At 52.7% G+C, this 23,821-nt stretch carries 26 protein-coding genes; 7 read left to right on the top strand and 19 right to left on the bottom strand.

Features of this window, described 5'->3' with window-relative positions; translation table 11 throughout:
• Window positions 1-172: 172 nt before the first annotated feature.
• The 3 genes from LG323_RS12395 to LG323_RS12385 all read left to right on the top strand — a co-directional run bounded on the left by LG323_RS12395 (window position 173) and on the right by LG323_RS12385 (window position 5,398).
• Window positions 173-1,093, top strand: a complete 921-nt coding sequence (locus tag LG323_RS12395; RefSeq protein ID WP_404416664.1) for a LysR family transcriptional regulator — start codon at window positions 173-175, stop codon at window positions 1,091-1,093.
• A 94-nt stretch (window positions 1,094-1,187) separates the two neighbouring features.
• Window positions 1,188-2,273 (top strand): efflux RND transporter periplasmic adaptor subunit, encoded by a 1,086-nt coding sequence (locus LG323_RS12390; protein ID WP_404416662.1) that lies wholly within the window; start codon window positions 1,188-1,190, stop codon window positions 2,271-2,273.
• Window positions 2,273-5,398, top strand: coding sequence for an efflux RND transporter permease subunit (locus tag LG323_RS12385; protein ID WP_404416661.1), 3,126 nt, complete (start codon window positions 2,273-2,275; stop codon window positions 5,396-5,398). The genes LG323_RS12390 and LG323_RS12385 overlap by 1 nt, the downstream gene beginning before the upstream one ends.
• Before the next feature lie 47 nt (window positions 5,399-5,445).
• Here LG323_RS12385 and LG323_RS12380 read toward each other — a convergent pair whose 3' ends face one another.
• Window positions 5,446-5,571 carry a hypothetical protein gene (locus LG323_RS12380; protein ID WP_310696524.1) on the bottom strand — a complete coding sequence of 42 codons (126 nt, stop codon included), beginning with the start codon at window positions 5,569-5,571 and terminating at the stop codon, window positions 5,446-5,448.
• Between the two features lie 151 nt (window positions 5,572-5,722).
• Here LG323_RS12380 and LG323_RS12375 point away from each other — a divergent pair, with 151 nt between their 5' ends.
• Complete coding sequence (locus tag LG323_RS12375) at window positions 5,723-6,103, top strand: hypothetical protein (RefSeq protein WP_404416658.1); 381 nt, start codon at window positions 5,723-5,725, stop codon at window positions 6,101-6,103.
• Here the strand turns inward: LG323_RS12375 and LG323_RS12370 are convergent.
• The 4 genes from LG323_RS12370 to purE all read right to left on the bottom strand — a co-directional run bounded on the left by LG323_RS12370 (window position 6,100) and on the right by purE (window position 8,911).
• Window positions 6,100-6,621: a DUF501 domain-containing protein gene (locus LG323_RS12370; protein ID WP_404416655.1), complete on the bottom strand. Its 522-nt coding sequence runs from the start codon at window positions 6,619-6,621 to the stop codon at window positions 6,100-6,102. The two genes, LG323_RS12375 and LG323_RS12370, sit on opposite strands and share 4 nt — an antisense overlap.
• 83 nt (window positions 6,622-6,704) lie before the next feature.
• Complete coding sequence (locus tag LG323_RS12365; protein ID WP_404416654.1) at window positions 6,705-7,178, bottom strand: Dps family protein; 474 nt, start codon at window positions 7,176-7,178, stop codon at window positions 6,705-6,707.
• 99 nt (window positions 7,179-7,277) lie between these two features.
• Complete coding sequence (locus LG323_RS12360) at window positions 7,278-8,408, bottom strand: 5-(carboxyamino)imidazole ribonucleotide synthase (protein WP_404416651.1); 1,131 nt, start codon at window positions 8,406-8,408, stop codon at window positions 7,278-7,280.
• 11 nt (window positions 8,409-8,419) lie between these two features.
• The gene (gene purE / locus LG323_RS12355; RefSeq protein ID WP_404416649.1) at window positions 8,420-8,911 is read right to left on the bottom strand and encodes a 5-(carboxyamino)imidazole ribonucleotide mutase; all 492 of its coding nucleotides are present in this window, start codon (window positions 8,909-8,911) and stop codon (window positions 8,420-8,422) included.
• A 150-nt stretch (window positions 8,912-9,061) separates the two neighbouring features.
• On the opposite strand from purE, the gene LG323_RS12350 reads away from it, so the two are divergent.
• Window positions 9,062-9,325, top strand: coding sequence for a hypothetical protein (locus LG323_RS12350; RefSeq protein ID WP_404416647.1), 264 nt, complete (start codon window positions 9,062-9,064; stop codon window positions 9,323-9,325).
• On the opposite strand, the gene flgL is transcribed toward LG323_RS12350, so the two are convergent.
• The 12 genes from flgL to LG323_RS12290 all read right to left on the bottom strand — a co-directional run bounded on the left by flgL (window position 9,322) and on the right by LG323_RS12290 (window position 21,147).
• A complete protein-coding gene (flgL, locus tag LG323_RS12345) occupies window positions 9,322-10,314 on the bottom strand; it encodes a flagellar hook-associated protein FlgL (protein ID WP_404416644.1) in 993 nt (330 codons plus the stop codon). The genes LG323_RS12350 and flgL overlap by 4 nt on opposite strands.
• 6 nt (window positions 10,315-10,320) lie before the next feature.
• Window positions 10,321-12,351 (bottom strand): flagellar hook-associated protein FlgK, encoded by a 2,031-nt coding sequence (gene flgK, locus LG323_RS12340; RefSeq protein WP_404416641.1) that lies wholly within the window; start codon window positions 12,349-12,351, stop codon window positions 10,321-10,323.
• 48 nt (window positions 12,352-12,399) lie between these two features.
• Window positions 12,400-13,539, bottom strand: a complete 1,140-nt coding sequence (gene flgJ / locus LG323_RS12335) for a flagellar assembly peptidoglycan hydrolase FlgJ (protein ID WP_404416639.1) — start codon at window positions 13,537-13,539, stop codon at window positions 12,400-12,402.
• A 12-nt stretch (window positions 13,540-13,551) separates the two neighbouring features.
• Window positions 13,552-14,658 carry a flagellar basal body P-ring protein FlgI gene (locus tag LG323_RS12330; RefSeq protein WP_404416636.1) on the bottom strand — a complete coding sequence of 369 codons (1,107 nt, stop codon included), beginning with the start codon at window positions 14,656-14,658 and terminating at the stop codon, window positions 13,552-13,554.
• A 25-nt stretch (window positions 14,659-14,683) separates the two neighbouring features.
• Entirely contained in the window at window positions 14,684-15,358 is a 675-nt protein-coding gene (gene flgH, locus LG323_RS12325; protein ID WP_404416634.1) for a flagellar basal body L-ring protein FlgH, read from the bottom strand.
• A 28-nt stretch (window positions 15,359-15,386) separates the two neighbouring features.
• Window positions 15,387-16,175: a flagellar basal-body rod protein FlgG gene (flgG, locus tag LG323_RS12320; protein WP_310696512.1), complete on the bottom strand. Its 789-nt coding sequence runs from the start codon at window positions 16,173-16,175 to the stop codon at window positions 15,387-15,389.
• Window positions 16,176-16,210: 35 nt separating this feature from the next.
• Window positions 16,211-16,957, bottom strand: coding sequence for a flagellar basal body rod protein FlgF (locus tag LG323_RS12315; protein ID WP_404416631.1), 747 nt, complete (start codon window positions 16,955-16,957; stop codon window positions 16,211-16,213).
• A gap of 112 nt (window positions 16,958-17,069) precedes the next feature.
• On the bottom strand, window positions 17,070-18,824 hold the full coding sequence (locus LG323_RS12310) for a flagellar hook protein FlgE (RefSeq protein WP_404416630.1): 1,755 nt from the start codon (window positions 18,822-18,824) through the stop codon (window positions 17,070-17,072).
• A gap of 23 nt (window positions 18,825-18,847) precedes the next feature.
• Window positions 18,848-19,543, bottom strand: a complete 696-nt coding sequence (locus LG323_RS12305; RefSeq protein WP_404416627.1) for a flagellar hook assembly protein FlgD — start codon at window positions 19,541-19,543, stop codon at window positions 18,848-18,850.
• Window positions 19,544-19,636: 93 nt separating this feature from the next.
• Entirely contained in the window at window positions 19,637-20,110 is a 474-nt protein-coding gene (flgC, locus tag LG323_RS12300; RefSeq protein WP_404416624.1) for a flagellar basal body rod protein FlgC, read from the bottom strand.
• Between the two features lie 10 nt (window positions 20,111-20,120).
• Entirely contained in the window at window positions 20,121-20,519 is a 399-nt protein-coding gene (flgB, locus tag LG323_RS12295; protein ID WP_404416621.1) for a flagellar basal body rod protein FlgB, read from the bottom strand.
• Between the two features lie 181 nt (window positions 20,520-20,700).
• Window positions 20,701-21,147 carry an ion channel gene (locus LG323_RS12290; protein ID WP_404416619.1) on the bottom strand — a complete coding sequence of 149 codons (447 nt, stop codon included), beginning with the start codon at window positions 21,145-21,147 and terminating at the stop codon, window positions 20,701-20,703.
• Window positions 21,148-21,259: 112 nt separating this feature from the next.
• On the opposite strand from LG323_RS12290, the gene LG323_RS12285 reads away from it, so the two are divergent.
• Both LG323_RS12285 and LG323_RS12280 read left to right on the top strand, forming a co-directional pair.
• Window positions 21,260-22,822, top strand: coding sequence for a cation:proton antiporter (locus tag LG323_RS12285; RefSeq protein ID WP_404416616.1), 1,563 nt, complete (start codon window positions 21,260-21,262; stop codon window positions 22,820-22,822).
• Entirely contained in the window at window positions 22,801-23,154 is a 354-nt protein-coding gene (locus LG323_RS12280) for a YqcC family protein (protein ID WP_404416613.1), read from the top strand. Before LG323_RS12285 ends, LG323_RS12280 begins: the two co-directional genes overlap by 22 nt.
• Here LG323_RS12280 and LG323_RS12275 read toward each other — a convergent pair.
• The gene (locus tag LG323_RS12275) at window positions 23,151-23,414 is read right to left on the bottom strand and encodes a DUF1653 domain-containing protein (RefSeq protein ID WP_404416611.1); all 264 of its coding nucleotides are present in this window, start codon (window positions 23,412-23,414) and stop codon (window positions 23,151-23,153) included. The two genes, LG323_RS12280 and LG323_RS12275, sit on opposite strands and share 4 nt — an antisense overlap.
• Window positions 23,415-23,416: 2 nt before the next feature.
• On the bottom strand, window positions 23,417-23,761 hold the full coding sequence (bamE, locus tag LG323_RS12270; protein WP_404416608.1) for an outer membrane protein assembly factor BamE: 345 nt from the start codon (window positions 23,759-23,761) through the stop codon (window positions 23,417-23,419).
• Window positions 23,762-23,821 lie beyond the last annotated feature (60 nt).

Genomic DNA, 23,821 nt, shown 5'->3' with positions numbered 1-23,821 from the left:
ACAGCCTGAGCTGGCAGCACCTTGCACCCCTAGCCATCTGCGAGACTCCAAGCACTTAAAGCTGAGCCTTGGCACGAGAGTGAATGGGTTGCAGTATTCTTCAGGAAGCGGATAATTGAATCAAACTCAAGTTTTTCCACTTTAAAGTGAATTTATTTCAATAGGCCAAATCATGATTGAATTAAGGCATCTGAAAACCCTGGCGGCTCTCAGGGGAAGCGGCAGTCTGGTGGATGCAGCCGAGCGTCTGCATCTGACCCAGTCGGCCTTGTCGCATCAGTTGAAGTCGCTGGAGCATCTTCTGGATGCCGAGTTGTTTATCCGCAAGAGCAAGCCTCTGCAATTCACACCCGCCGGTCAGCGGCTGTTGAGGTTGGCTGATGACCTGCTGCCCAGGGTGGAGGCCGCACAAAGGGATTTGCAGCGTTTGGTTAAAGGGCAGGCCGGTCGCTTGCATCTGGCGATTGAGTGTCACAGCTGCTATCAGTGGTTGATGCCCACTCTGGATGCTTTTCGCCTGAAATGGCCGGAGGTGGAGGTGGATATCCCCGGCGGTCATCATTTTGCACCCCTGCCTGCTTTGAAGCGTCAGGAGCTGGATCTGGTGATTACCGCTGACCCACGGCCCATTGAAGGGGTCAGTTACAGTCCTTTGTTCCGCTATGAAAGTCTGCTGGCAATTCCCAAAGACCATGCCTTTGCCGCGAAGGAGTTTGTGGAGCCGGGCGATCTGGCCAATGAAACCCTGATTACCTATCCTGTGGAGCGTAATCTTCTGGATATTTTCAGCCACTTTCTCGACCCGGCCGGTGTGGAGCCAGCGGGGATACGCACGGCTGAGTTAACGATTCTGATGATGCAGTTGGTTGCCAGTCACCGGGGTGTTTGTGCGCTGCCCAGTTGGGCGATGACGGAGTATCTGGAAAGAAATTACGTGGCTGCCCGGCGCATGGGGGCAGAAGGCACCTGGGGTACGCTTTATGCAGCTTATCGCAGCAACCAGCAGGAACTGGCGTTTATTCAGGAGTTTATCCAGCTGGCTCAGCAAACCTCGGAACAAGTATTGGCCGATATCAAGCCCGCTGTTGAATAACGCTTGTTGCCAGGCTGGGTTTTGGGGCAAACTAAGCAATTAGACCTATCAGTCCAGTTCACTTTACCTTTGTTTAAGTCAGGGATCACTGACCATGCCTGCGAAAAAAACACTTTCACTATTACTTGCTCTGACTTTTCTGCTTTTACTGATCATCTGGATGGCCACCGGTGATGTCCTGTCCAGCCGTGAGGAAGCCCCTGAATCGGCCCAGAAGAAAGAACCTTCCCTTTTTCAGGTAGAGACCCGCTGGCTGGAAGCTGAGCCTTTTGCTCCACAACTGGTTTTGCAGGGGCAACTGCACGCGGATCAGTCGGCCATGATTACAGCAGAGACCTCCGGTCGGGTGACTCAAATCCTGAGCCGGGAAGGAGAAAAGGTGGAAAAAGGCCAGACATTGTTGGCCCTGGCTGAGGAAAGCCGTCCCGAGCAGTTGGCCAGGCTTAAAGCCGAAGTGGAAACCCGCCAGGCGGAAGTAGATGCAGCCAAGCGTTTGCGGGAAGCCAACCACCTGGCCAGAACCGAATACCTGCGTTTAAAAAGCAGCCTGCTGCAGATTCAAGCTGAACTGAAAACAGCCCAGCTGGATCTGGCCCATACCCGCCCCCAGGCACCTTTCCAGGGTTATCTGGAAGAACTGATGGTGGAAGTGGGTGAGGCCGTTCAACCCGGACAAAGCCTGGCCCGGCTGGTTCAGACACAAACCCTGAAAGCTGAAGCCCAGGTTCCGCAACAGCGTATTCACCAGGTCAAGCTGGGGCAGGAGGTGACGCTGGAAATGCTGGATGGTCAGCAACTCAAGGGGGAAGTCAGTTTTATTGCCCAACAGGCGGACCCGGCCACCCGCAGTTTTCGTCTGGAAGCACGTCTGGATAACCCCGAACAAAAACGTCTGGCTGGCTCCAGTGCCACCCTGCGGGTTCATCTGGAACCCACTCAGGCTCATTTTCTTTCTGCAGCCTTGCTGAACCTGGATGATTCCGGGCAGCTGGGGGTCAAGCATGTCAACAATGACCAGCAGGTGGAATGGGAGTCGGTTGAACTGTTGAGTAACACCGCTTCCGGGGTTTGGGTGCAGGGGCTCCCTCTCCGAATTCAGTTGATCACTCTGGGAGGTGGTTTTGTGGAGCCGGGTGAGCAAGTCCGGGTTCAATTGCTTGATTCTCAGGATGATAACTGATGTACACCCTGATCCGCACTGCCATTCACCGCAGCCGTGCCACGCTCCTGACCCTGATTTTCCTGCTACTGGGTGGCTGGGCGGCCTACAACGCCATTCCCAAGGAAGCCAACCCGGACATCACCATCCCCTACGTTTATATTTCCATGACGCTGGAAGGGGTCAGCCCGGAAGATGCCGAACGTTTGCTCCTGCGTCCCATGGAGCAGGAACTGAGGGCATTGGAAGGTGTACGCAAGATGGTGGCCACTGCCTCTGAAGGTCACGCTTCCATCATGCTGGAATTCGATGCCGGATTTGACCCGGATCTGGCTCTACAAAAAACCCGCGAACAGGTGGACACCGGTCAGAGCCAGTTGCCCTCTGAAGCGGATGAACCGCGGGTGCATGAAATCAACACAGCTCTCTTCCCGATTTTATCCATAGGGCTGTCCGGGCCACTGGATGAAGCCACCCTGGTGGCCACCGGGCGACAAATTCAGGAAGAGCTGGAAGGCCTCCCGGAAATTCTGGAGGTGGATGTCGGCGGTGACCGTGAAGACCTGCTGGAAATTCTGGTCAGCCCCCAGGCCATGGAAAGCTACGGGCTGGATTATGCTCAGTTGTTCAATCTGGTTTCCCGCAATAACCGCCTGGTGGCAGCGGGCAGTCTGGATACTGGCTCGGGCCGCATGGCCATGAAGGTGCCGGGGGTCATTGAAGAGCTGGACGACCTGATGCAAATGCCGGTCAAGGTCGATGGCTCGACCGTGGTGACCTTTCAAGATATCGCCCGTATCCACCGTACTTTCAAAGACCCCACGGGGTTTGCCCGAATCAACGGGCAACCGGCACTGGTGCTGGAAGTGACCAAGCGCGCCGGGGCCAACATCATAGAAACAGTGGATAAAATCAAAGGACTGCTGGATGCTGCTCTGCCGCATTTGCCCGAGGGAGTTGAAGTTGATTTCATCATGGATCAATCCATTGAGGTCAAAAACACCCTGAATGATCTGCTGAACAACGTGTTGACGGCTGTGGTTCTGGTATTGCTTCTGGTGATTGCCGCCATGGGGTTGCGTTCGGCATTGTTGGTTGGGGTCACCATTCCCGGCGCCTTTCTGATGGGTATTTTGCTGATCTGGTCGCTGGGCTACACCCTGAATATCATCGTGCTTTTTTCCCTGATCCTGGTCGCCGGCATGCTGGTGGATGGTGCCCTGGTGGTCACCGAGCTGGCCGATCGCTACCTTAATCAGGGGCTGGAACCCTCTGAAGCCTGGGCCAAAGCAGCTTCGCGCATGGCCTGGCCGATTATTGCTTCTACAGCCACCACTCTATCGGTTTTTATCCCCCTGCTTTTCTGGCCGGGCATGGTCGGTGAGTTCATGAAATTCCTACCCATCACCGTCATTCTCTGCCTGTTGTCTTCTCTGGCCATGGCCCTGGTTTTCCTGCCTTCCCTGGGCAGTGTCGCGGGTGGCAGCCGTAAAAACGCCGCCAGTAACAATCAGGAAAGTGAAGATGACCTGGTTGACTACAAAGCACAAAGCAGGCTGGGTAAAGGCTACCGCATATTACTCGACAAGCTGTTGTTGAAACCCGGCTTCACCCTGCTGGGGATGCTGGCAGTGATTTTTGTGATTTATCTGGCCTATGCCAAATTCAACCACGGTATGGACTTTTTTCCTTCAGTGGAGCCTGAGTCGGCTCAGGTTCAGGTGCGTGCCCGTGGCGACTTTTCTGTTCAGGAACGCGACCAGGTGGTGCGTCAGGTTGAGCAAAGGCTGCTGGGCATGCCGGAAGTCAAGGCCTTGTATGCGCGTTCTTTTGCTGGCCAGGCTGGTGGCGGCCCCTGGGGTGGGCCGCCCGAAGATACTATTGGCATTATCCAGTTCCAGTTCACAGACTGGCATGAACGTCGTCCGGCCCGGGAAATACTGACCGAAATGCGTGAAAAAACAGCTGATCTGCCGGGTATTATTCTGGAGTTCCGTGAGCAGGAACAAGGCCCGGGGGCCGGAAAACCCGTGGTACTGGAGGTCAGCGCCCAACAGCCGGCCCTGGCGGAAAAGGCCCTGGAGCAACTGCTGAACAGGATGCAGGAGCTGGGTGGTTTTACCGACTATCAGGACGACCGCAGTCTGCCCGGCACCGAATGGCGTTTCAAGGTGGATCGTCAGGCGGCCGCCCGTTTTGGGGCCGATGTCAGCACGGTTGGCAATGCTGTGCAGCTGGTCACCAATGGCCTGATGCTGGCGACCTATCGACCCCAGGATGCCAATGATGAAGTGGATATCCGTGTGCGCCTTCCACAGCGAGCCCGTACCCTGGATCAACTGGAACGTCAAACCATTGCCACCCCCCAGGGGCAGGTTCCGCTGAGCCAGTTTGTCACCCTGGAAGCCGCTCCCAAGATCGGTAATTTGCGCCGGGTGGATGGACAGCGCACCCTGACCCTGCGTGCAGACCTGGAAGAAGGTTATCAATTGGACGAGCGCCTGTCCCAGCTGCGCCCCTACCTGCAGGAATTACCGGAAGGGGTGAGTGTAAAAATTGCCGGTGAAGATGCCGATATGCAGGAAACCATGAACTTTCTGATGATGGCCTTTTTTGTCGCCATCTTTCTGATGCTGATTATTCTGGTCATGCAGTTCAACAGCCTCTACCAGACCGCACTGGTGCTTTCTGCGATCCTTTTCTCCACAGCCGGTGTCCTACTGGGGCTATTACTGGCCGGTCAGGCTTTCGGGGTGGTTATGGTCGGTATGGGGATCATTGCTCTGGCGGGCATAGTCGTCAACAACAACATCGTCCTGATCGATACCTACAATCGCCTGCGCCAACAAGGACTTAACAGCCATCAGGCAGCGCTGGAAACCGGCTGCCTGCGTATGCGTCCGGTATTGCTGACAGCTCTGACCACCATTCTGGGGTTGATGCCCATGGTTCTGGGAGTCAACGTCAACCTGCTGGAACCAAGTCTGGGGCTGGGGGCGCCCTCAACGCATTGGTGGCGACAGCTATCCAGTGCCATTGCCGGTGGCCTGGGTTTTGCCACCCTCTTGACTCTGGTGCTCACTCCCTGCCTTCTGGTGCTGGGTGATTATGTCTCCCTGAGTGGCAGACGCAACGCCCGAACATGAAAAAGCCCGGTATAACAGCCGGGCTTTGTAGAAGAGAACAATACTGATTACTTGTCAGAATTGGCCTGATCCTTGTCCATCACATTTTTGAGCTTTTTGATGCTCCAAACACTGGCAACAATCATCACTGCCACCAGCACCAGACTTGCAACTACGTATTGATCCAGGTACATAAGGTCTCTCCACCACTGTTTTAGGGCTTGTTGCCCACTGTTTAAGTTTAACGCATATTTTAGCGAACAGAATAGGACTAACCTTAATCTGGATCATGAATTACAATGTTTAGCCCCCAACCCCTGTGACAAGCCGGTACGGAGCAAAAAAATGAAAAAGCCTGCAGAAGATCAACCCAAGGGTGTGCCCACCTACTGGAAGGCTCGTCTGTTGCTACCCTCACCCGGTCAGAAGACACTGCGGGGATTCTGGGCTTATACCCAAAACCTGAGCAGTCGGGAAGTACGCTTTCAAAGCGAAAAAAATCTCAAGAAGGGCGTTGAAGTCACCCTGGAAATTCACGCCATTCATTTGGGTGTCAAACGCTCCTTGCATCTTTCCGGAAAGGTTTTAAGTTCAGTGCTCCTCTCTTGCGGAACCCTTTACGGCATCGATCTGCAAATCACCCGAGCCAGCAAGGAAGATCAGGCTTTTATTGCCCAGTATCTGAAAGACAAGCAAACCATGAAGCTGACCTACAGCAGCTTTTAGGGGATCAACTGCTTAATGCCATACTCCTGATCCAGCCACTGGCCGATCGCATTATAGCCGCTCAAGTGATGCGCATACTGAGTGTGCAGGCAACGCACCTGCTGCCAGTTTTCAATACCACCCACACCACGACGGCTGAACACTTCAGTAAACCCCAGGTCGGCAACCTTCTGACGCGTCTCCACAGACATGGCATCCCAGCGACGCCGGATATAGTCTTCATGGCTTTTGCGATACTCGGACAGCAACTGCTCATCCTCAAGCAATCTGGCTTCCAGCTTCTTGATGACCCCCGCGGCCTCCAGGTGTGACAACTCTTTCACCAGCAGACGACTGGACAACCAGTAGAGGGTGGGAAAAGGCTTGTTATCCACCAGGGCATCGACCTGAACCACCAGAGGACGCCCCTGGCTATCCAGAGCCGTCACATATTGCATGCCTTTCGGCTCACGGCCCAGCTCTTCACTGATGATGGTGCGTTGTTCCGGAGTAGGGTCTTGCTGGAGTGCAGTCAACATGGGGTCACTTTATTCAAAAAAACCGAGTGGCCTGGGGCCACCCGGTTGGTTTTCAACTGAGATCAAGGTTCAGTCCCGAAAGCCTAACGGCCCAGATAGGCGCTCAGCATCCAGACTGTTTTTTCCTGTTCGGAGATGTAATCACTCATCAGGGCAGCCGTGCCTTCGTCATCAGCTTCTCCGGCCAGCTCCATGACATCGCGCTGCATCTGAATAATCAGCTTGTAACCGGTCAGAAGACCTTCAACGCAGGTTTTGCCGTCACTGACCTGCTTGTCTTCTTTGATGCTGCTGGTGGCAATATAGTCACTGAACGCGTGCATGGGACGATGACCCAGAGTCAGGATGCGCTCAGCCAGTTCATCAACTTTCAGCAGCAGATCATTGTACTGTTCTTCAAATTTAACGTGCAATTCAAAAAATTCAGGTCCTTGAATGTTCCAGTGGTAGCCACGCACATTCATGTAAAAAATCTGGTAGTTGGCCAACAGATTATTGAGCTTTCCTGAAAGCTCGGTTGCTTTACCAGAATCCAGACCAATACGGTTAGTCGTCATTAACAACCTCCTTGCTTCTTTAAGAATTTCAGTTGTTATCCTAACCCAAGTAACCCTGGCTGGCTAAGGGTTTCTGTAAATCTGTTTTATAGGTCTTGTCTATGACTGGGTAAAGCTGAAGCAGGGTTCCGGCGCATCCGGCAATAGTCTGGCCAGTGCTTTAACTTTGCTCACCAGGGTAGTCGCATCCTCGGCAACCAGATTGATATGACCCAGCTTGCGGCCTGAACGTTCTTCCTTGCCATAGAGGTGCAAGTGGGCCTTTTCTTCAGTCAGAACAGCCTGCGATGCAGGGGCCTTACCAATGATATTCAGCATACAGGTGGGATGAAGCGCCTGGGTTGACCCCAACGGCAGGCCCGAAACAGCCCGCAGGTGGTTTTCAAACTGGCTGGTGACCGCACCGTTTTGCGTCCAGTGGCCGGAATTATGCACACGCGGTGCCATTTCATTAACCACCAGTTGACCATCCGCTTTCTGGAAAAGCTCCAGTGCCAGCACGCCAACGTAATCCAGCTCCTGCAGCAGAGCCTGAATATAAGTCTCGGCCAATTGCTGCGTTTTATCCTGCAGATCAGGGATGGGAGCCAGAGAGTAACGCAGAATGCCATCAACATGATGGTTTTCAGCCATGGGGTAGAAAACCACTTCACCATCCTGTCCACGCACGGCAATAATGGACACTTCGCGCACAAAATCCACAAAGGCTTCTACCAGTAGTTGCTTGTGGCCTATGGCTTCCCAGGCCTGGGGGGCTTCTTCAGCCGAGCGCAATACGGCCTGCCCCTTGCCGTCATAGCCTTCGGTCACCGACTTGGCAACAACCGGCTTTTGCTTGGCTTCACCCAGCTCTTTTACCGCAGCAGCCAGTTCTTCAGCAGAGTTCACTAGACGGTATTCAGGGGTGGGTAGATTCAAGCGGGTAAACAGGTCTTTTTCCAATCCCCGATTCTGACAAACCTCCAAAGCACGGCTGGAAGGGTAAACCGGTTTATGCTTTTCAATTTCCCTGACCAGCTCTACAGGCAGGTGCTCAAATTCATAGGTCACCTGATCCACCCGCAAGAGGAAGTCAGGTAGCTGTTGATTCTGGGGATCAATCAGGGTTGTGCCGATATCAGCACTGGGGCTGCCACTGGTGTCCAGAAAAACAAAACGCTGGCCCAGCGGATAACCGGCCAGCGCCAGCATTTGTCCCAGTTGCCCTGCGCCTAGAATACCAACTCGCATCTTTTTGCCTCTTAATTCTCGCGGGGATCAGGGTTATCCAGAACCGTCTGGGTTTGTTTTTCACGAAAAGCTTCCAGCTTTGCTGCCACGGAAGAATCCTGAAGAGCCACAATCTGGGCAGCCAGAATTCCAGCATTGGTCGCGCCAGCCTTGCCAATCGCCAGAGTAGCGACTGGCACACCGCCGGGCATTTGTACAATGGAAAGCAGGGAGTCCATCCCTTTGAGGGCCTTGGACTCAACCGGCACACCCAGAACCGGCAGGGTTGTTTGTGATGCAGCCATGCCCGGCAAATGGGCTGCACCGCCCGCACCGGCAATGATCACCTGAAGACCGCGCATCTTGGCTGTTTTGGCGTAATCAAAAAGCAAATCAGGTGTGCGATGGGCAGACACCACCTTCACTTCATGGCTGACGCCAAGTTGTTCCAGCATTTGTACTGCATGCTTCAGGGTCGGCCAATCCGACTTGGAACCCATAATCACGCCGACTTGTGGCTGCATCAGTTAAAACCTCGGGGTTGAACTCGCAAAAATGAAAGCTGGTGAGGATACCTTTAAATGGCACAGGGGAAAAGTGGCAATTATCACTTTTGACAATAACCGGATCAAGGTAAGCTGAGCGCTTTGATTTTACCCTTGGAGAAAATAGAGATGCTGCTGAAGCTTGGACTGCTGTTGTTGACACTCCCCTTGATCCTTCTCATGGGTGCCTGGGGTGTGGAGTATGTGGATGTCAGCAACTGTATTCATGAAGGTGGCCACTACGACTACCTGAACGGCCAGTGTGTTGAGGATACCGGCGCCCCCTTCATTCCTTTTGCACAGCGCCACCCGCTGCTGGTAAGCAGCTGTATGTGGGCAGCCTGTGCAGGCTTGCTTCTCTGCCTGGTAGCACTCTACCGGAGCAGACGTTAGAGGTAATTAAACAAGCTTAAACCGGAAACCCGGCTGAAAGCCTGCTGACCCGCCTGCAGAGACATTTGCTGCTGCTGGAAACGGGTAATGGCTTCGGCATAGTCCAGGTCTTCCAGGTCTGACAGGCTTTTCTTGGCAAAAAGCTCAAAGTCTTCATTGCTGGTCTTTACCGCTTCCAGAGTGTTCTGGCGTGCACCTATCTGGGAGCGGGTTTGGGAAACCTGTTCAAAAGCAACATCAATATTCTGGATGGCTGACCTTATAGCATCTTTATCCACATCAGCCAGCGTGCCACCGGTGCCATTACCTGTTGAATCCACAAAATACTGAATAACCCCCAGCATATTATTGGAGTATTCCTTGGGAGTGGCGGCCAAATCCTGGGAGCCATCATTGGTAAAAACAGCAGCAGCAGGATCATGAGTAGTCAGTTCGGCTGTATCCAGGTTTTCAAAAGCCCGGTCACCAGAAGTCAGCATTTTGATAAAAGTATCATCTGCTACCTGAGCTTCACGCTCGATGCGATCGCCCTGAAAGACATTGCCATCGTAAGCCTTTTGGTCAGCCTGGCTGCCTGCAAAAATATATTCACCGCTTTCATTTTTGGTATTCACCAAACCCTGCAAATGACTCAGGATTTCTTTGGCTTCAGTCCCGGTGGAGCGCACTTGCTTTTCACTCCATTGATCACTCCCCAGCTGGATCGCCATTTCTTTCAAGCGAATCAGGCTGCTTTCCGTTTGATCCATAACCGATTCTGTTTGACTCAGGTTTTTATCTGAGAAATCCAAATTGCGAGTGTATTGCTCCACCACCGAAATCCGTGTCTTGGTGTTCAGGGTTTGTGCAGCGGCAACCGGATCATCAGCGGGGGTCGTTATCGCTTTACCGGAACCCAACTGGTTGTTGGTATTATTCATCCGGCCTTGCGTCTGAGTCATGTTGTACAAGCTGGTATTGAACATCTGTGCTGTGGACATGCGTATCATGGTTACTTACCTCCCCACACTGTTCAGCAGGGTGTCAAACATCCGCTGAGCTGTAGAAATCACTTGAGTTGATGCCTGGTAGGCCTGTTGGAAACGAATCAGATTGGCAGCTTCTTCATCCATATTGACCCCGGAGGCCGACTCACGCATGGCTGTTGTCTGGTTAAGTACAGAACGGCTGACTTCTGTTGCTGTACGCGACTCGGAAGTCTGGATGCCGGTTTTTTCCACCAGCATGGAATAGGTTTCACCCAAAGAGCTGCCGCCCCGCCCATCATCGCCGCGCTCCACCAGGGCATCATTCTGAAGGCCAGCCAAACCAGCACCATTCTGGCCACCAGCATTACCTTCCAGAATCCAAGAGTCACCAGCCTGTGCGGCACCAGTTACATTTAATCGTAACTCCTGTGGACCAGCACCCAATTGAACGACCAACTCACCATCTTCAGTGTAATTAGTAACGCTTGAGCCAGCGGGAAAACCGGTCAGGTTAAAGTCACCCGGTGCAGGCGGGTTACCTGCAGCAGCATCGACATCTATTTCAGCGCCTGTAAGGCCTTCTGTTGCCAAGTTGAAAGGTTGTTGAGTACCTGCTGGAGCAGCATTATCATACAAGCCGTTAATACCAAGTTTTGCGGTTCCAGCATTACTCTCATCCCCGGAAATACCGCTCAAAGCAATCTTGTCGGTATTGCTGAGATTGGAGGAACGCTCCAGTTGGGAAGCACCAATACGCACAGGAGCGATCAACAAACCTTCTTCAGGAATCATGGAGGGGTTCATGCTACTTATACTCGGGTCGGCATCATCCGTGTTAACGACCCGGAAACCATACTCATCCTGAGTAAAATCATTGAGGTCATCCATATTGGCAAAAGTACCCAAACGTTCCCCATCAGGGCTGGTCTGCAACTGGTAATTGCCACCTTTCTCGCGAATCACAAATTCTTCTGCTGGCAGTTTGTTAAGCTGCTCGCTGTCCAGCCAGACACCGGCCGGTGCTGTACGCTGGATACCGGGCACGCGATCCAGCATGAATTCTTTGCTGTTGATATCCTTGAAGAAGTCACCACCCTGGTCACCATTCAGGTCAACACCTTCCTTGTGCTGGTTGTTGAACTCACCAGCAAACACCATGGCAATGCGGCCCATTTCATTCAGGGCAGGGTCCAGCGTATCGGTGCGATAACGCATAACGCCACCCATTTCCCCGCCGGTGATGCTGGAGTTGATGTTCATTTTCGAGCCGTTGCCATCCACCAGATTGACGTCATAACGGCCTTTGTCCAGCTCGCCAGGGACGGCTTCCAGGCGGTTGACGTTCTCGCCAACGATCAGGGGAACCCCCTTGCCGACAAAAACATTCACATCCAGCTTGTCCTGCCCCACCACATCCACTTCAATGATTTCACTGAGCTCACGCAGCATTTCTTCGCGCTTGTCAAAGAGATCATTGGGTGGCTGGTTGCGACTGCCTTCATATACCCGGATTTCACGGTTGATGTCGCCAATCCCTTGTGCCAGTTCGTTGACTTTTTCCGAGTAGGTTCTCAACTGAGTATTGAGGTTGTTGTTCTGGTCAGCTAAACGCGCCTGAGCTGATTTGAAGCGCTGGCTGACACTGTCACCCTGGCTGTACAAAAGCTCTCTTGCCGGTTTGGACAAGGGGTCATTGGCGGCCGACTGCACACCATCAAAAAAGCCATTCAGGGCCGTGCCTAAAGCAGAGCTTTCATTCGCTAAAAGGTTATCCAGCTCATTGGCATTCTTGAGGTAGGCTTCATTGTCTTTCAGGCGGCTGGTGTCCACACGCATCTGATGAGTGACATAATCATCCACAATGCGCTCAATGGTCTGGGTGCGTGACCCCGTGCCCATATAACCTGCGCCAGTGCCAAAAGGAGAATTGGTTTCCTGAATGGCCCTCTGGCGTGAATAGCCGGGGGTGTCAATATTGCTGATATTGTGACCGGTTACAGAGAGGTTGTTACGACTGGTGCGCAACCCGGTTAAACCCAAACTCAGTAAGTCCGACATACCGCCTTCCTTCTAATGGTGTTCAGTGACCAGGACATTATCGGCAGCTTATTGCTTATCTGCAGTGGTGTCCTGCTGTTGTTTTTCCAGATCCTGCACAGCTTGATTCAGTGTTGATCCGTCCAGAATATGGACAATTTTTCTGGCATATTGCGGGTCGGTAGCATAGCCCGCCTGTTGTAGACCCTTGGCAAAGGCCTGGGGGTTGTCCGTGTTTTCCAGAGCTTTCTGATAGCGTGGATTGGCTGTCAGAAAGTCCACATAGTCATCCATGGATTCGGCAAAAGAGCCGTAAGCCCGAAAACTGGCCCTTTCCTGCTGGGGTTGGCCGTTGCGATATTCCAGAGTGGGAATTTCTGCTGCTTCTCCCTGCCAACGCTGATCCGCCTTGATACCAAACAAATTAAAGCTGTTGGAACCGTCTTCACGGGCAATCATGTGACGACCCCAACCGGTTTCCAGGGCGGACTGGGCCAGCATCACCTTGGGGTCCACGCCCAGTTTCCTGGCCGCACGCTCGGCAATCGGGTAGAGATTACGAACAAAATCTTCGGGGGAAGCAAAATAGGCTCGCTTATCCTCCCGAATCGGCAGCCCCTGAATTTCCAGAGGCTGACGGCCAGCCACATCACCTGCGGAGCTGTTGGGGGGGCGTTGAGCGGCCTGAATGGCTTCAGCCGCTGCCTTGCGATCTGTTTGGGTGTTGGCTGATTCATCAGATTGGGCGGCTGCCGCCAGGGGCACACGCGAAGAACGCTGGCGTCTTTCCTGTAACTGCTGCATCACATCCTGGGCCAACAACTGGGCACCGCGCCGTACATCCTCCGGCACCTCACTGGTTGCCTTCTGGTCTTCTCCGCCCAGCTGTTTAACCAGTACATCCGCCAGCCCCAAGCCTTCACCGCCATTGGTTTGCGAAATGGATAGGGAAAACTGCTCATCCAGCATGCCTTGGTAATGCTTCATTTCCTTGGAGTTAAGCAGGGACTCTTCGCCACCAATCAGCTCATCGGCCTGGCGAGCACTTTTCATGATCATCTGCACAAAAAGTGCCTCAAACTGACGGGCCACTTCTTTCAGGGCTTCAGGGTCATCCTCTACAGCACCACGCTTAAGATCCCTTAACCCCTGAAAATCATGGTAGGAATCCTGAGCGCGCGAGTAGTGTCCGTTGCTGTTGCCAATCATTTTTCTAGCCCTTTAAATAACTATCAGCTCGGCGTTGAGGGCACCGGCCTGCTTGAGTGCTTCCAGAATAGCCATCAGGTCACCGGGAGCTGCGCCGATCTGATTCACTGCACGCACAATCTCATCCAGTGTCACCCCGGCATCAAACTTGAACATGGGGTTGTTTTCCTGATCTACATCAATCTCGGTATTCTGCTGCTCCTGAGCCTCGCCATCGGCAAAAGCTTCAGGCTGCACAACCTCGGGATTCTCGGCAATCGTTACCGTCAAGGCACCGTGAGTGACTGCAGCCGGGGCAACCCGCACATCCTGGCCAATCACAATAGTGCCGGTACGGGAATTGACAATCACCTTGGCTGCAGAGCTGGCGGTTTCAACTTCCAGATTTTCCAGTACCGACAAGAAAGAAACCCGCTGACTGGTGTCCCGTGGAGCACGTACCCTGACGGACACGGGGTCCAGAGCCTGGGCGACTCCCGGCCCCATCATGTCATTGATTTTTTCTTCAATACGGCGGGCCGTGGTGAAATCCGGATTGTGCAAATTGAAAGTCAGGGTGTCGCTGTCGGCAAAGAAATTGGCCACTTCCCTTTCCACCATACCGCCGTTGGGAATACGGCCCACGCTGGGCACATTGACCGTAATGCTAGAGCCATCTTCACCATCGGCACCAAAACCGCCAACCACCAGACTGCCCTGAGCCACGGCATAGGTATTGCCATCCGCACCTCGCAAAGGGGTCATCAGCAGGGTACCGCCACGCAGACTTTCGGCATTGCCTATGGAGGAGACCGTCACATCCAGCCGCTGCCCCGGTTTGGCAAAAGCAGGGAGTTCGGCGTTGATGGTGACTGCAGCCACATTCTGGGACTGGGGGTTAACGCCAGGCGGCAGCGTGATTCCAAACTGATTCATCATGTTGGCAAAGGTCTGGTTGGTGAAGGGAGCGTTATCACCCGTACCATTCAAACCCACGACCAAGCCATAACCGATCAGCTGGTTACTGCGCACCCCAGTGACCGAAGTAATATCCTTCAGGCGACTGGTCTGGGCAAAGGCCATCAAGGGGCTGCCCAGCAAAAAAGCCAGCAGCAGGCCGTAAGTTATTTTACGCAGCATAGATTATTACCTGATCATCCAGCAGTTATAGTGGCCACCAGCCACTATTGAAGAAACGGGTCAGCCAGCCCTGACGGCTATTATTGGCCAGGTCGCCCGTGCCATTGTAAGTCAGGCGGGCATCGGCCATCTGCACAGAGCTGATAGTATTGTCCGGGTTAATGTCTTCAGGACGCACAATGCCTGATACTCGGACATATTCAGACCCCTGGTTGAGGTTCAGCCATTTTTCGCCTCGAACCAGCAGGTTGCCATTCGGGTAAACCTCATGCACGGTAGCAGTAATGGCCCCCTGCAGACTGTTGCTCTGGTCGGCACTGCCGTCACTGGAAAATTCCCGGCCCGAGTTCATGCCCACACTCAGGTCCAGTGGCTGCCGCCCACCAATGGTCGGGCTGGCGATATCCACATTGGTATCCCGACTCATATCCGCAGAAGAAGAGTTGCTTGACTGGGTCTGCTCCTGAAGCTGAACCGTGATCACATCCCCAACACGGTATGCCTTGCGATCCCCATACAGCCCCTTGGTGTGACTGGCCTGATAAAGCGAACCTTCAGTTGCCGGAGGTGGCTGCATGCGGCTGGGCTGCACCGGAGCATAATGGGGATCATCCGGTTTGGCGACAGGCTCATTGCTGGCACAACCGGCCAAGAGCACCAGACTGAGAACCCCTGCAAAAGAAAATTTGATGGCCTGCATAATGCCTCCCACTCCAGTCACACAAAGATTAAAGGGTTTGATTCAGGTTGCGCAGCATTTCATCGGCTGAAGAGACAACCTTGGTGTTCATCTCATAAGCCCGCTGGGTGGTTATCATGTCGACCAGCTCTTCAACAGCACTGACGTTGGACAGCTCCAGCATACTTTGTTCCACAGAGCCGAAGCCATTTTCCCCGCCGACACCATCAAGAGGCGCACCGGAACCGGCTGTTTCCACGTACATGTTGCTACCGCGTGCCAGCAAACCCGCCGGGTTGATAAAGTCGACCACTTCAACCTGACCGATTTCCTGAGGCTGGTTTTCCTGGCCTGCCTGAGTCACCGTTACGGTGCCATCACGACCGATGGTAATGGAGTTGGTGTTGTCAGGCAGAACAATTTCCGGTTCCAGAGGGTAGCCATTGGTATTGACGATGCGACCATCCTGATCCAGGTGGAACTGACCATTGCGGGTATAAGCCACATTGCCATCTGGTGTCGCCAGACGGAAAAAGCCGCGCCCATTAATCGCCATATCCAGAGGCTGCTCGGTCACTTCCAGGCTGCCTTCAGTAAATTCACGCTGGGTTCCGGCAACCCGCACACCCGTACCCAATTGCAAACCTGTTGGCAACTGGGCATCACCACCATTCTGAGCGCCAGGCATTTTCTGCACCTGATAGAGCAGATCTTCAAATACGGCCTTGTTACGCTTGTGACCCACCGTGTTGACGTTTGCCAGGTTGTTGGAAATGGTGGACATCTTGGTGTCCATCGCCTGCAAGCCTGTTTTACCGACCCAGAGAGCTGGATGCATACTTTACTCCTAAAATAAAAAGAACCGGTTAGTCTTTAACTCATTCGCAACACTGAATTAACCTGGGCTGCGTTTTCATCCACCGATTTCATCATTTTTACGTTCATTTCATACTGGCGGGACAAAGCCAGGATATTGGTCAATTCATTCACCGCATTGACATTACTGGTTTCCAGTGTGCCGGACTCCACCTGAACCAAACCATCGGCAGGCAAAACATCGTCAAAATCTCGTGGACGCATCAGGCCATCCGTACCCTTTTCCATGGTAACGCCCATATTTTCTGCACTGACCAGTTTGATTTGATCAACCACTTGCGCATCACCGCCGCCCGCATTGGTGGAAACAGCAACGCCACCATCAGAATTGATATGAATATGCTGCCCAGGCGGCAAAACCACAGGCCCACCATTGCCGATCACCGGCAAGCCATTGCCGGTTCTCAACACACCGTTGCCATCAATATTCAAGTCACCGCGTCGGGTATAGGCTTCCTCGCCATCCGGCCCCTGAACGGCCAGCCAGCCTTCACCCTTCACGGCAACATCCAGAGGGCGACCGGTGTGATCGTAGTTGCCAACCTCAGTATCCGTGGCAGGGCGCTCAGTCAGCGCATACACGCGGCTGGGGTGGTGTGGGCCGAAAACAGGCATGGCACGCGCCTGCTCAAAATCAGCCCGAAACCCGGTGGTATTGGCATTGGCCAGGTTATTGGAGCGAGCGGTCTGCGCCATCATATTATGCTTGGCGCCGGTCATCGCTATGAAAAGAGCTTTGTCCATGGGTGTCTCCAGATTCAAAATTACCGCTATTACCCAGATAGAATGCAAAGCCTGTGCCAAAAACGAGAAAAGCCCACCGAAGTGGGCTTTTGAGAGGGTACTTAGTAGCCAATTAACGGATATTGATGATCGTCTGCGTCAAGGTATCCTGCGTCTGGATCGTCTTAGCATTGGCCTGATAGTTACGCTGGGCAATGATCATCTTGACCAGCTCTTCCGACAGGTCAACATTGGACTCTTCCAAAGCACCACCTTCCACCTTGCCAGTGATGCCAGACCCTGCCTGATTAATCGCAGGAAGCCCCGACTCAGTCGTCTCCACCCAAGCTGTTGAGCCATTAGGTTTCAGACCTTCTGGATTGGTAAAAGTCGCAATCGGAACCTGACCCACAGGACGGTTTTGACCATTGGTATAGCGGCCAAAGATAATACCTTCTTCATCCACCTCCAGACCGGCCAGGCGACCTGTGGTGTAGCCATCCTGGCTTTGTGATTGCACTGCAAAGCGATCACCATACTGAGTAGAGCCGCGAAAATTAAAGTTAATGGCATTAGTAAAATCAGGCGGATCACCCGCAATATTGGTACCAAAACCAGCACCAGCAACAATACTGGAAAAATCAATATCATCCAGGTTAATTTCCAAAGCGGTTTCGCGCAAAGTACCCGGTGCACCAGTATTCACATTAGCCGGGTCATACTCATTACCTGCACCACTATGATCAAGCACCCCCTGCAGATCCCCTTGGGTATTAAAATACTTGGTTGCCTGAACCAAGTCATCTACATTGACGCTCGCGGCCGCAGGATCCCAGTTTTCTTCAGTCAAATTGGGGTCAGGATCTTGGTTTGGGCCAAAAAAAGCGCCATTAAGTGATGTCATCATGGCCCAGGCATTACCTTCTGAAGGGTCATCCCTTTCCACTTTGATGTAATACTGACGCAACACGTGCTCGTTACCCAGGCTGTCATAAATACTGGTAGAGTTGGCATCTGTGTAAGTCGAACGATCACGAGGGTCAAAATTGGCAATATCCCAGTTACCGCTCACAGCATCGGAACCGTTATTACCACTAGCTGTACCACTAAGCCCACCAGCATCAGTAATCAAAGTTGGATCATATTCCGTGCCAGCCAACGAACCGGTATTTTGGGCAGTCAACGTGACAGTCCCCCCACTTTCAGAAACATCATAAGTTTCTGTTCCAATTGTAACTGTTGCAGGGCCATTGTATGCAGCACCGCCATCATAGCTAAAATCATAAGTGGTGCCATCAACATCAACATCATTACTTGCATTAGCAGTACTATCATTAACCTGAAATGATATTGTTGCCGCTGTAGCTGGGGACGCTCCACCTTCAACCTCTGACCTCGAATCTAAATTCAGCTCCATTCCAATGCGGCTGGTTGCCCGGGGCTGAATATTGGTCTGGGTCAGCTGAATATCCCCCAAGGCGCCCGACTGGATATCCCCATCCAGGTTGGCTTCATAACCCTGCAAACGTTTGCCGGTGTTATTGGTGATAAACCCATCTTTATCCAGGTCAAAATAACCGGCACGCGAGTATTCAGTCTGACCATTATTGGAGAGGATAAAATAACCATTGCCGTTGATCGCCATATCCAGAGCACGGTCAGTGTAGTTGACGTTGCCCTGAGCATGCTGCTGGGAGATGCGCTCCGTCAGCACACCGGAACCCACGGAGTGTTTGCCGGTGCCCATGATGGAGGAATTGTAAACATCACCAAATTCAGCACGGGATTGCTTGAAGCCGGTGGTGCTGGCGTTGGCGATGTTGTTGCCGGTAACACTGAGGTCGGTTTGTGCGCCTCGGAGACCGGAAAGACCGACATTAAAACTCATAGCTAGCGCTCCCCTGCTTGGAATTAGTTGATTACTTTGACATCACGAAGTGGCACGGCTTGATCCATCCCACTGATATTGAGCATAATTTCGCCGCGTTCCCCGGCATTCAGGGCGACACTGCCAACGTTGCGGGCCAGGTAGAGATCTTCCTGCTGGTTTTCACCGTCACGATTGGCATAGGCACGGAACTGGTAGGGGCCGGGAGGAAAAGGGTTGCCTTCGGTGTCCAGGCCATCCCACTCAAAGGCCACGTCGCCTTTCTCACGCGAACCCAGAGCGATATCACCGATGTATTCACCACCACCGGTATAAACAGCAACCGAAAGATCTGAAGCGGACTCTTCCAGCTCCACAGTACCCTTGATCGGCTTACCTTCTTCCAGCTGAGTGGAGTTGGCCAGCACCTGAACCGAGCGCCCCACCAGTGTGGAAGCCTGCAAGGCCTGAGTGGACTGCAACTGGCTGCCGAACTGCTCCAGGCTGGATGACATATTGGTGATGCCTTCCAAAGAAGAGAACTGAGCCAGCTGGGCAATGTATTCGGTGTTGTCCGTTGGCTTCAGGGGATCCTGGTTTTCCATCTGGGTAATCAGCAGTTTCATGAACTCATCTTTACCCAGTTCATTGCTGCCTTTGGCCTTTTTGTCCTCTTCGGCATCCCGCTTTTTGTTTTCCACCTGCAAATTCTGGTAGAAATCAGTTTTTTCAATACTCATAGCCGTATTCTCAAATATCCGTTGGTTTTGCCACTTGTACCGCTAAGCGGCAACATTGGGCGGCAAGTTTTTGCCGCTGCAGCTCAAATCAGTTTAGGCGTTCTGCCCCAGACTCAAGACACGCTGGATCATCTGCTTGTTGGTGTTCATCACTTCCACATTGGTCTGGAAGGAGCGTGAAGCCGCCAGCATGTCCGTCATTTCCTCCACCACATTGACGTTGGGGTAGAAAACATAGCCATCTTCATTGGCCATGGGATGATTGGGTTCATGGCGCATTTGCAGTTCCTGGTTGCTTTCCACGATACCCAGCACGTTCACACCCTCACCGGCTACATCGCGTGGATTAAAGCTGGTGGCCGGATTCTGAAAGCCGTGGTCATCCGTAATGCCCTGCTTGTAACGCTCCAGCATGGGGGCAAAAACCGGCTTGCGCGCACGGTAGGTATCTTCAACCGAAGAACTGACACTCTGGGCGTTAGCCATATTGGAGGCCGTGGTGTTCAGGCGTACCGTCTGGGCATTCATGCCGCTGCCAGCGATATCAAAAATCTTGTTCAGTGACATGGCCTACCCCTTACTGATTTTTCATGGCTTTGGTCAAGCCACTGAATTTACTGTTTAAAAAGGTAAAGCTGGCCTGAAAATCCATGGCGTTCTTGGAAAACTCGGCCTGCTCAATGTTGGTTTCCACGGTGTTGCCATCGACGGAAGGCTGATGGGGCGTGCGGAATTTCAGAGAAGAATCCATCATCACACCCTGAGCAGGAATATGTTGCGCCTGAGTGCGATTCAGCTCCATGCTCTGGCGGTTCTCATATTCGCCTTTCAAAATGCCTTTAAAATCCAGGTCACGAGCCTTGTAGCCCGGTGTATCACTGTTGGCCAGGTTGTTGGCGAGGATTTCCGAACGCTGGCTGCGCACATTCAGCGCATCAGAGTGAATACCCAAAGCATTGTTGAAATTGATTGACATGGCGACCTCCGCTTTTCTTTGCCATAACTGCATTCAATTTGCGTGCCACAAAAAAAATAATCTTTAAAAACAGCTGGTTATAAATAAAATACAGACACCCAAGGGCTTTTCATGGGTTCAGAAGCGGTAAAGCGGCAAGAGTCTGCCGCTTCGGGTTTCAGGAGGAAATTGTAAGGAAGATTTAATCCAGGCTTTTCCAGTGGCGCTCCATTTCTATGTAGGTGAAGGAAGCCGACCAGGTGATCAATAAAAAACCCGTCAGGGATTCGGTTCCAAAGAGCATGCGGATCATCCCCTGGGGAGCCAGGTCGCCAAAACCCACAGTGGTAAAACTGGCTGCGGAAAGATAGATATAGTCCAAAAACTCCAAATCGGTGTAACCAACCAACTGCCCCATATCTCCCATTCTCACCATCCACCAACCCGCTGCGCCAAACACCCAGATTTCCAGTACATGGGCCATTAACAGCCCCATGATCATTAAAATAAAACGTGGCCTACGCGTTAAGCGCAGTTTTTTAAGCATTTGACTGATCAGAAGGATGGCTTCAAAATGCAGCAGGACTGAGAAAACAACCACAATCAGTGTTATCAGGGCGGCCTGAAAATGCTCAGGAGTAAGAATCACCTGTTTCCCTCCTTTTTTTCAATAATAAGGGTACACACTGCCTGCCAAAACATCATTCGTTTGCCTACAGCTGAATGAGTAGCCCTTGGTTTACATAATAGAGAAAGGATCAATGATCGAAGCCGTCTGGATTACTTTTGCTTTTGCACTGGGTTTGGGTGCTAAAAAAACAGGACTTCCCCCACTGGTTGGTTACCTGGCGGCTGGCTTTGCAATAGCCGGAGCTGGCAGCTACCTGCAGGTCACCACTGAAAGCACTCAGGCGCTGGATCATCTGGCCCATCTAGGTGTATTGCTTTTACTTTTTTCTGTTGGCCTGAAGCTTAAATTAAAAAGCCTGGTGAAACCAGAGGTGATAGGCGGCGGCCTGCTGCACTTTACCGTAGCCTGTATCGTTTTCATGCCCGGTATCGTTTTTTTCCTGGACGTCACCTGGTACACCGCCATTCTACTGGCTGTTGCCCTGTCATTTTCCAGTACGGTGTTGGCTGCCAAGGTGTTGGAAGGTAAACGGGAGCTGCGTGCTTTTCATGGTCGTGTGGCCATCGGTATTCTGATTATCCAGGATTTGATTGCCTTGCTGGTCATGAGCATTGCCAGTGGTACCACCCCTTCTCCCTGGGCCTTACTGGTCTTCCTGCTTCCACTGCTAAGGCCAGTGATTTACAAATTGATGGACACCAGCGGCCATGAAGAGCTTCTGGTGCTTCTGGGATTGTTGTTGGCCGTGGTTCTGGGCGGGTATGGTTTTGAGGCTGTGGGTCTGAGTTCCGAACTGGGTGCTCTGGCCTTTGGAGCTTTGCTGGCCAATCATTCACGTGCCCATGAATTGTCCAAATCCCTGTGGAGCATCAAAGAGGTTTTTCTGGTCGGCTTTTTCCTGAATATCGGGATCGGTGGCCTGCCCAGCAGTGAAGCCTGGCTGTTTGCTGGCGTTGCCTTGTTGGCTTTGCCTTTAAAGGGTCTTTTGTTTTACTTTCTGCTGGTTCTTTTCAAGCTCAGAGCACGCAGCTCTTTTCTGGCCAGTCTGAGCCTGACCAACTACAGTGAATTCGGGTTAATCGTGGCCAGCGTCGTTCTACCGGAATGGCTCACCGCCCTGGCATTGACGGTTGCCCTTTCTTTTATCGTGTCAGCCCCCCTGAACCGGGTCGCTCACGGCCTTTACGAAAAGCTTGGCAGTCATTTGATCAAGTTTGAACGCAGCTGTTACCACCCGGATGAACAACCCTTGTCCATCAATGAAGAAGTCTTGGTCATCGGTATGGGGCGAACCGGTACTGCCGCCTACAAGCATCTGGTGGAAAAGAACCTGACGGTTATCGGCCTGGATTCCGACCCGGACAAGGTGGAAAAACACCAGAAGGCCGGATTGAATGTGATTTTCTCCGATGCGGAAGACCAGATGCTCTGGAAGCACCTGGATGCCCCCAACCTAAAATCTGTCATTCTGGCTGCCAATGACGTGGAAGCCAAGGTCATGGCTGCCAAGAACTTGCGCAAACGCGACTTTAAGGGGGTCATTATTGCCCACAGCCTTTACAAGGATCATGCCGACCAGATTACTGCAGCAGGTGCCGACTACACCCATCTGACTTTTTCTGAAACAGGCATCGGTCTTGCCGAGCATTTGATCAGTAAACGGGAGGAAGCATGCGAGCCAACAACAAGTTAACCTACAAGCTTCTGTTGTTATTGGAAATTCGGCTCAAGGAAACGGACAACTGGCAGATTCCCCACCCTGAAGCGGATGCCTTCACCAGTCAGGAACCTTTTTGCGTTGACACCATGAGCTGCCAACAGTGGCTGAAGCATGTGTTTATACCCAGAATGCAGGCCCTTCTGGATGCAGAAGCGCCTTTACCCCAGGCCTGTGCCCTGACCCCTCAGGTAGAAATACAGCTACCCAGCCAGGATCAAGCGCTCATCACCGAAGTGACCCAGGCTTTGGATGACTGGCTGACCGAAGGCAGGGTGCCTCCGGCTCAGCTTTTAAGGCAGGTTTAATCCACCGGGCGTTCCGGCCGGTCGCCCAGGTATTCAAAACGCGGCACCGGCTCCCCTTCCACTTCCACCGTTTCGGCAAAAAGCTTTAAAGGCCTGGCCCAACAGCTGCCATCGCCATAGCACTGGCGGTAAACCACCAGCCATTCTTCACTTTCACTGTGGCGGGCCAGGTGGAGCACTTCATAGTCCGCCCCCTTGAAGTGACGGTAAACCCCCGGCTTGATGTCCACCGGGGGCTGGCTCTGGTTTTGGGTCAGCATGATCAGGGACCTGAGTTACCGCGCAGATCTTCTTCGGTATCCGCCGTTGTGCGGTTGTAGGTGTAGGAATCCACCTTGTTGTTCTCGTCATAACGCACGACCAGGTCACTGGTGCGGTCATCGGAGAAAAGGCTGTAGCGATAGTGACCATAGGTCCAGGTAGTCATGCCGCTTTCCAGGCCGGTTCGCCAGGGCGGGCCAAACATTTCTTCCACTTGCTGGCGGGTTGTTTCTCCCACCTTGATTTCGGAAACCTTATGTTCAGCATAGGGTTTGCCGACTGAAGCGCAGCCGCTGATGATAAACGCTGCCAGAAGAATAAAGGCCAGTGTCAGCCAGGTTTTCATAATCTACCTCCTAATTGGTGGTGAGTTTCATTATGGCACAGGCGACCTGGGCTCTGTGAT

The organism is Marinospirillum sp. (genome assembly GCF_044810985.1).
In the GTDB taxonomy this organism is placed as follows: Bacteria; Pseudomonadota; Gammaproteobacteria; order Pseudomonadales; family Halomonadaceae; genus Marinospirillum.
Note: the sequence above shows the minus strand (reverse complement) of the source record. Positions and strands in the feature narration are given on the sequence as shown.

What these genes read in the sequence shown, in the direction of transcription:
- LG323_RS12395 (WP_404416664.1), top strand. Translation starts at nt 173, where the DNA reads ATGATTGAATTAAGGCATCTGAAAACCCTGGCGGCTCTCAGGGGAAGC.
- LG323_RS12390 (WP_404416662.1), top strand. Translation starts at nt 1,188, where the DNA reads ATGCCTGCGAAAAAAACACTTTCACTATTACTTGCTCTGACTTTTCTG.
- LG323_RS12385 (WP_404416661.1), top strand. Translation starts at nt 2,273, where the DNA reads ATGTACACCCTGATCCGCACTGCCATTCACCGCAGCCGTGCCACGCTC.
- LG323_RS12380 (WP_310696524.1), bottom strand. Translation starts at nt 5,571, where the DNA reads ATGTACCTGGATCAATACGTAGTTGCAAGTCTGGTGCTGGTGGCAGTG.
- LG323_RS12375 (WP_404416658.1), top strand. Translation starts at nt 5,723, where the DNA reads ATGAAAAAGCCTGCAGAAGATCAACCCAAGGGTGTGCCCACCTACTGG.
- LG323_RS12370 (WP_404416655.1), bottom strand. Translation starts at nt 6,621, where the DNA reads ATGTTGACTGCACTCCAGCAAGACCCTACTCCGGAACAACGCACCATC.
- LG323_RS12365 (WP_404416654.1), bottom strand. Translation starts at nt 7,178, where the DNA reads ATGACGACTAACCGTATTGGTCTGGATTCTGGTAAAGCAACCGAGCTT.
- LG323_RS12360 (WP_404416651.1), bottom strand. Translation starts at nt 8,408, where the DNA reads ATGCGAGTTGGTATTCTAGGCGCAGGGCAACTGGGACAAATGCTGGCG.
- purE (WP_404416649.1), bottom strand. Translation starts at nt 8,911, where the DNA reads ATGCAGCCACAAGTCGGCGTGATTATGGGTTCCAAGTCGGATTGGCCG.
- LG323_RS12350 (WP_404416647.1), top strand. Translation starts at nt 9,062, where the DNA reads ATGCTGCTGAAGCTTGGACTGCTGTTGTTGACACTCCCCTTGATCCTT.
- flgL (WP_404416644.1), bottom strand. Translation starts at nt 10,314, where the DNA reads ATGATACGCATGTCCACAGCACAGATGTTCAATACCAGCTTGTACAAC.
- flgK (WP_404416641.1), bottom strand. Translation starts at nt 12,351, where the DNA reads ATGTCGGACTTACTGAGTTTGGGTTTAACCGGGTTGCGCACCAGTCGT.
- flgJ (WP_404416639.1), bottom strand. Translation starts at nt 13,539, where the DNA reads ATGATTGGCAACAGCAACGGACACTACTCGCGCGCTCAGGATTCCTAC.
- LG323_RS12330 (WP_404416636.1), bottom strand. Translation starts at nt 14,658, where the DNA reads ATGCTGCGTAAAATAACTTACGGCCTGCTGCTGGCTTTTTTGCTGGGC.
- flgH (WP_404416634.1), bottom strand. Translation starts at nt 15,358, where the DNA reads ATGCAGGCCATCAAATTTTCTTTTGCAGGGGTTCTCAGTCTGGTGCTC.
- flgG (WP_310696512.1), bottom strand. Translation starts at nt 16,175, where the DNA reads ATGCATCCAGCTCTCTGGGTCGGTAAAACAGGCTTGCAGGCGATGGAC.
- LG323_RS12315 (WP_404416631.1), bottom strand. Translation starts at nt 16,957, where the DNA reads ATGGACAAAGCTCTTTTCATAGCGATGACCGGCGCCAAGCATAATATG.
- LG323_RS12310 (WP_404416630.1), bottom strand. Translation starts at nt 18,824, where the DNA reads ATGAGTTTTAATGTCGGTCTTTCCGGTCTCCGAGGCGCACAAACCGAC.
- LG323_RS12305 (WP_404416627.1), bottom strand. Translation starts at nt 19,543, where the DNA reads ATGAGTATTGAAAAAACTGATTTCTACCAGAATTTGCAGGTGGAAAAC.
- flgC (WP_404416624.1), bottom strand. Translation starts at nt 20,110, where the DNA reads ATGTCACTGAACAAGATTTTTGATATCGCTGGCAGCGGCATGAATGCC.
- flgB (WP_404416621.1), bottom strand. Translation starts at nt 20,519, where the DNA reads ATGTCAATCAATTTCAACAATGCTTTGGGTATTCACTCTGATGCGCTG.
- LG323_RS12285 (WP_404416616.1), top strand. Translation starts at nt 21,260, where the DNA reads ATGATCGAAGCCGTCTGGATTACTTTTGCTTTTGCACTGGGTTTGGGT.
- LG323_RS12280 (WP_404416613.1), top strand. Translation starts at nt 22,801, where the DNA reads ATGCGAGCCAACAACAAGTTAACCTACAAGCTTCTGTTGTTATTGGAA.
- LG323_RS12275 (WP_404416611.1), bottom strand. Translation starts at nt 23,414, where the DNA reads ATGCTGACCCAAAACCAGAGCCAGCCCCCGGTGGACATCAAGCCGGGG.
- bamE (WP_404416608.1), bottom strand. Translation starts at nt 23,761, where the DNA reads ATGAAAACCTGGCTGACACTGGCCTTTATTCTTCTGGCAGCGTTTATC.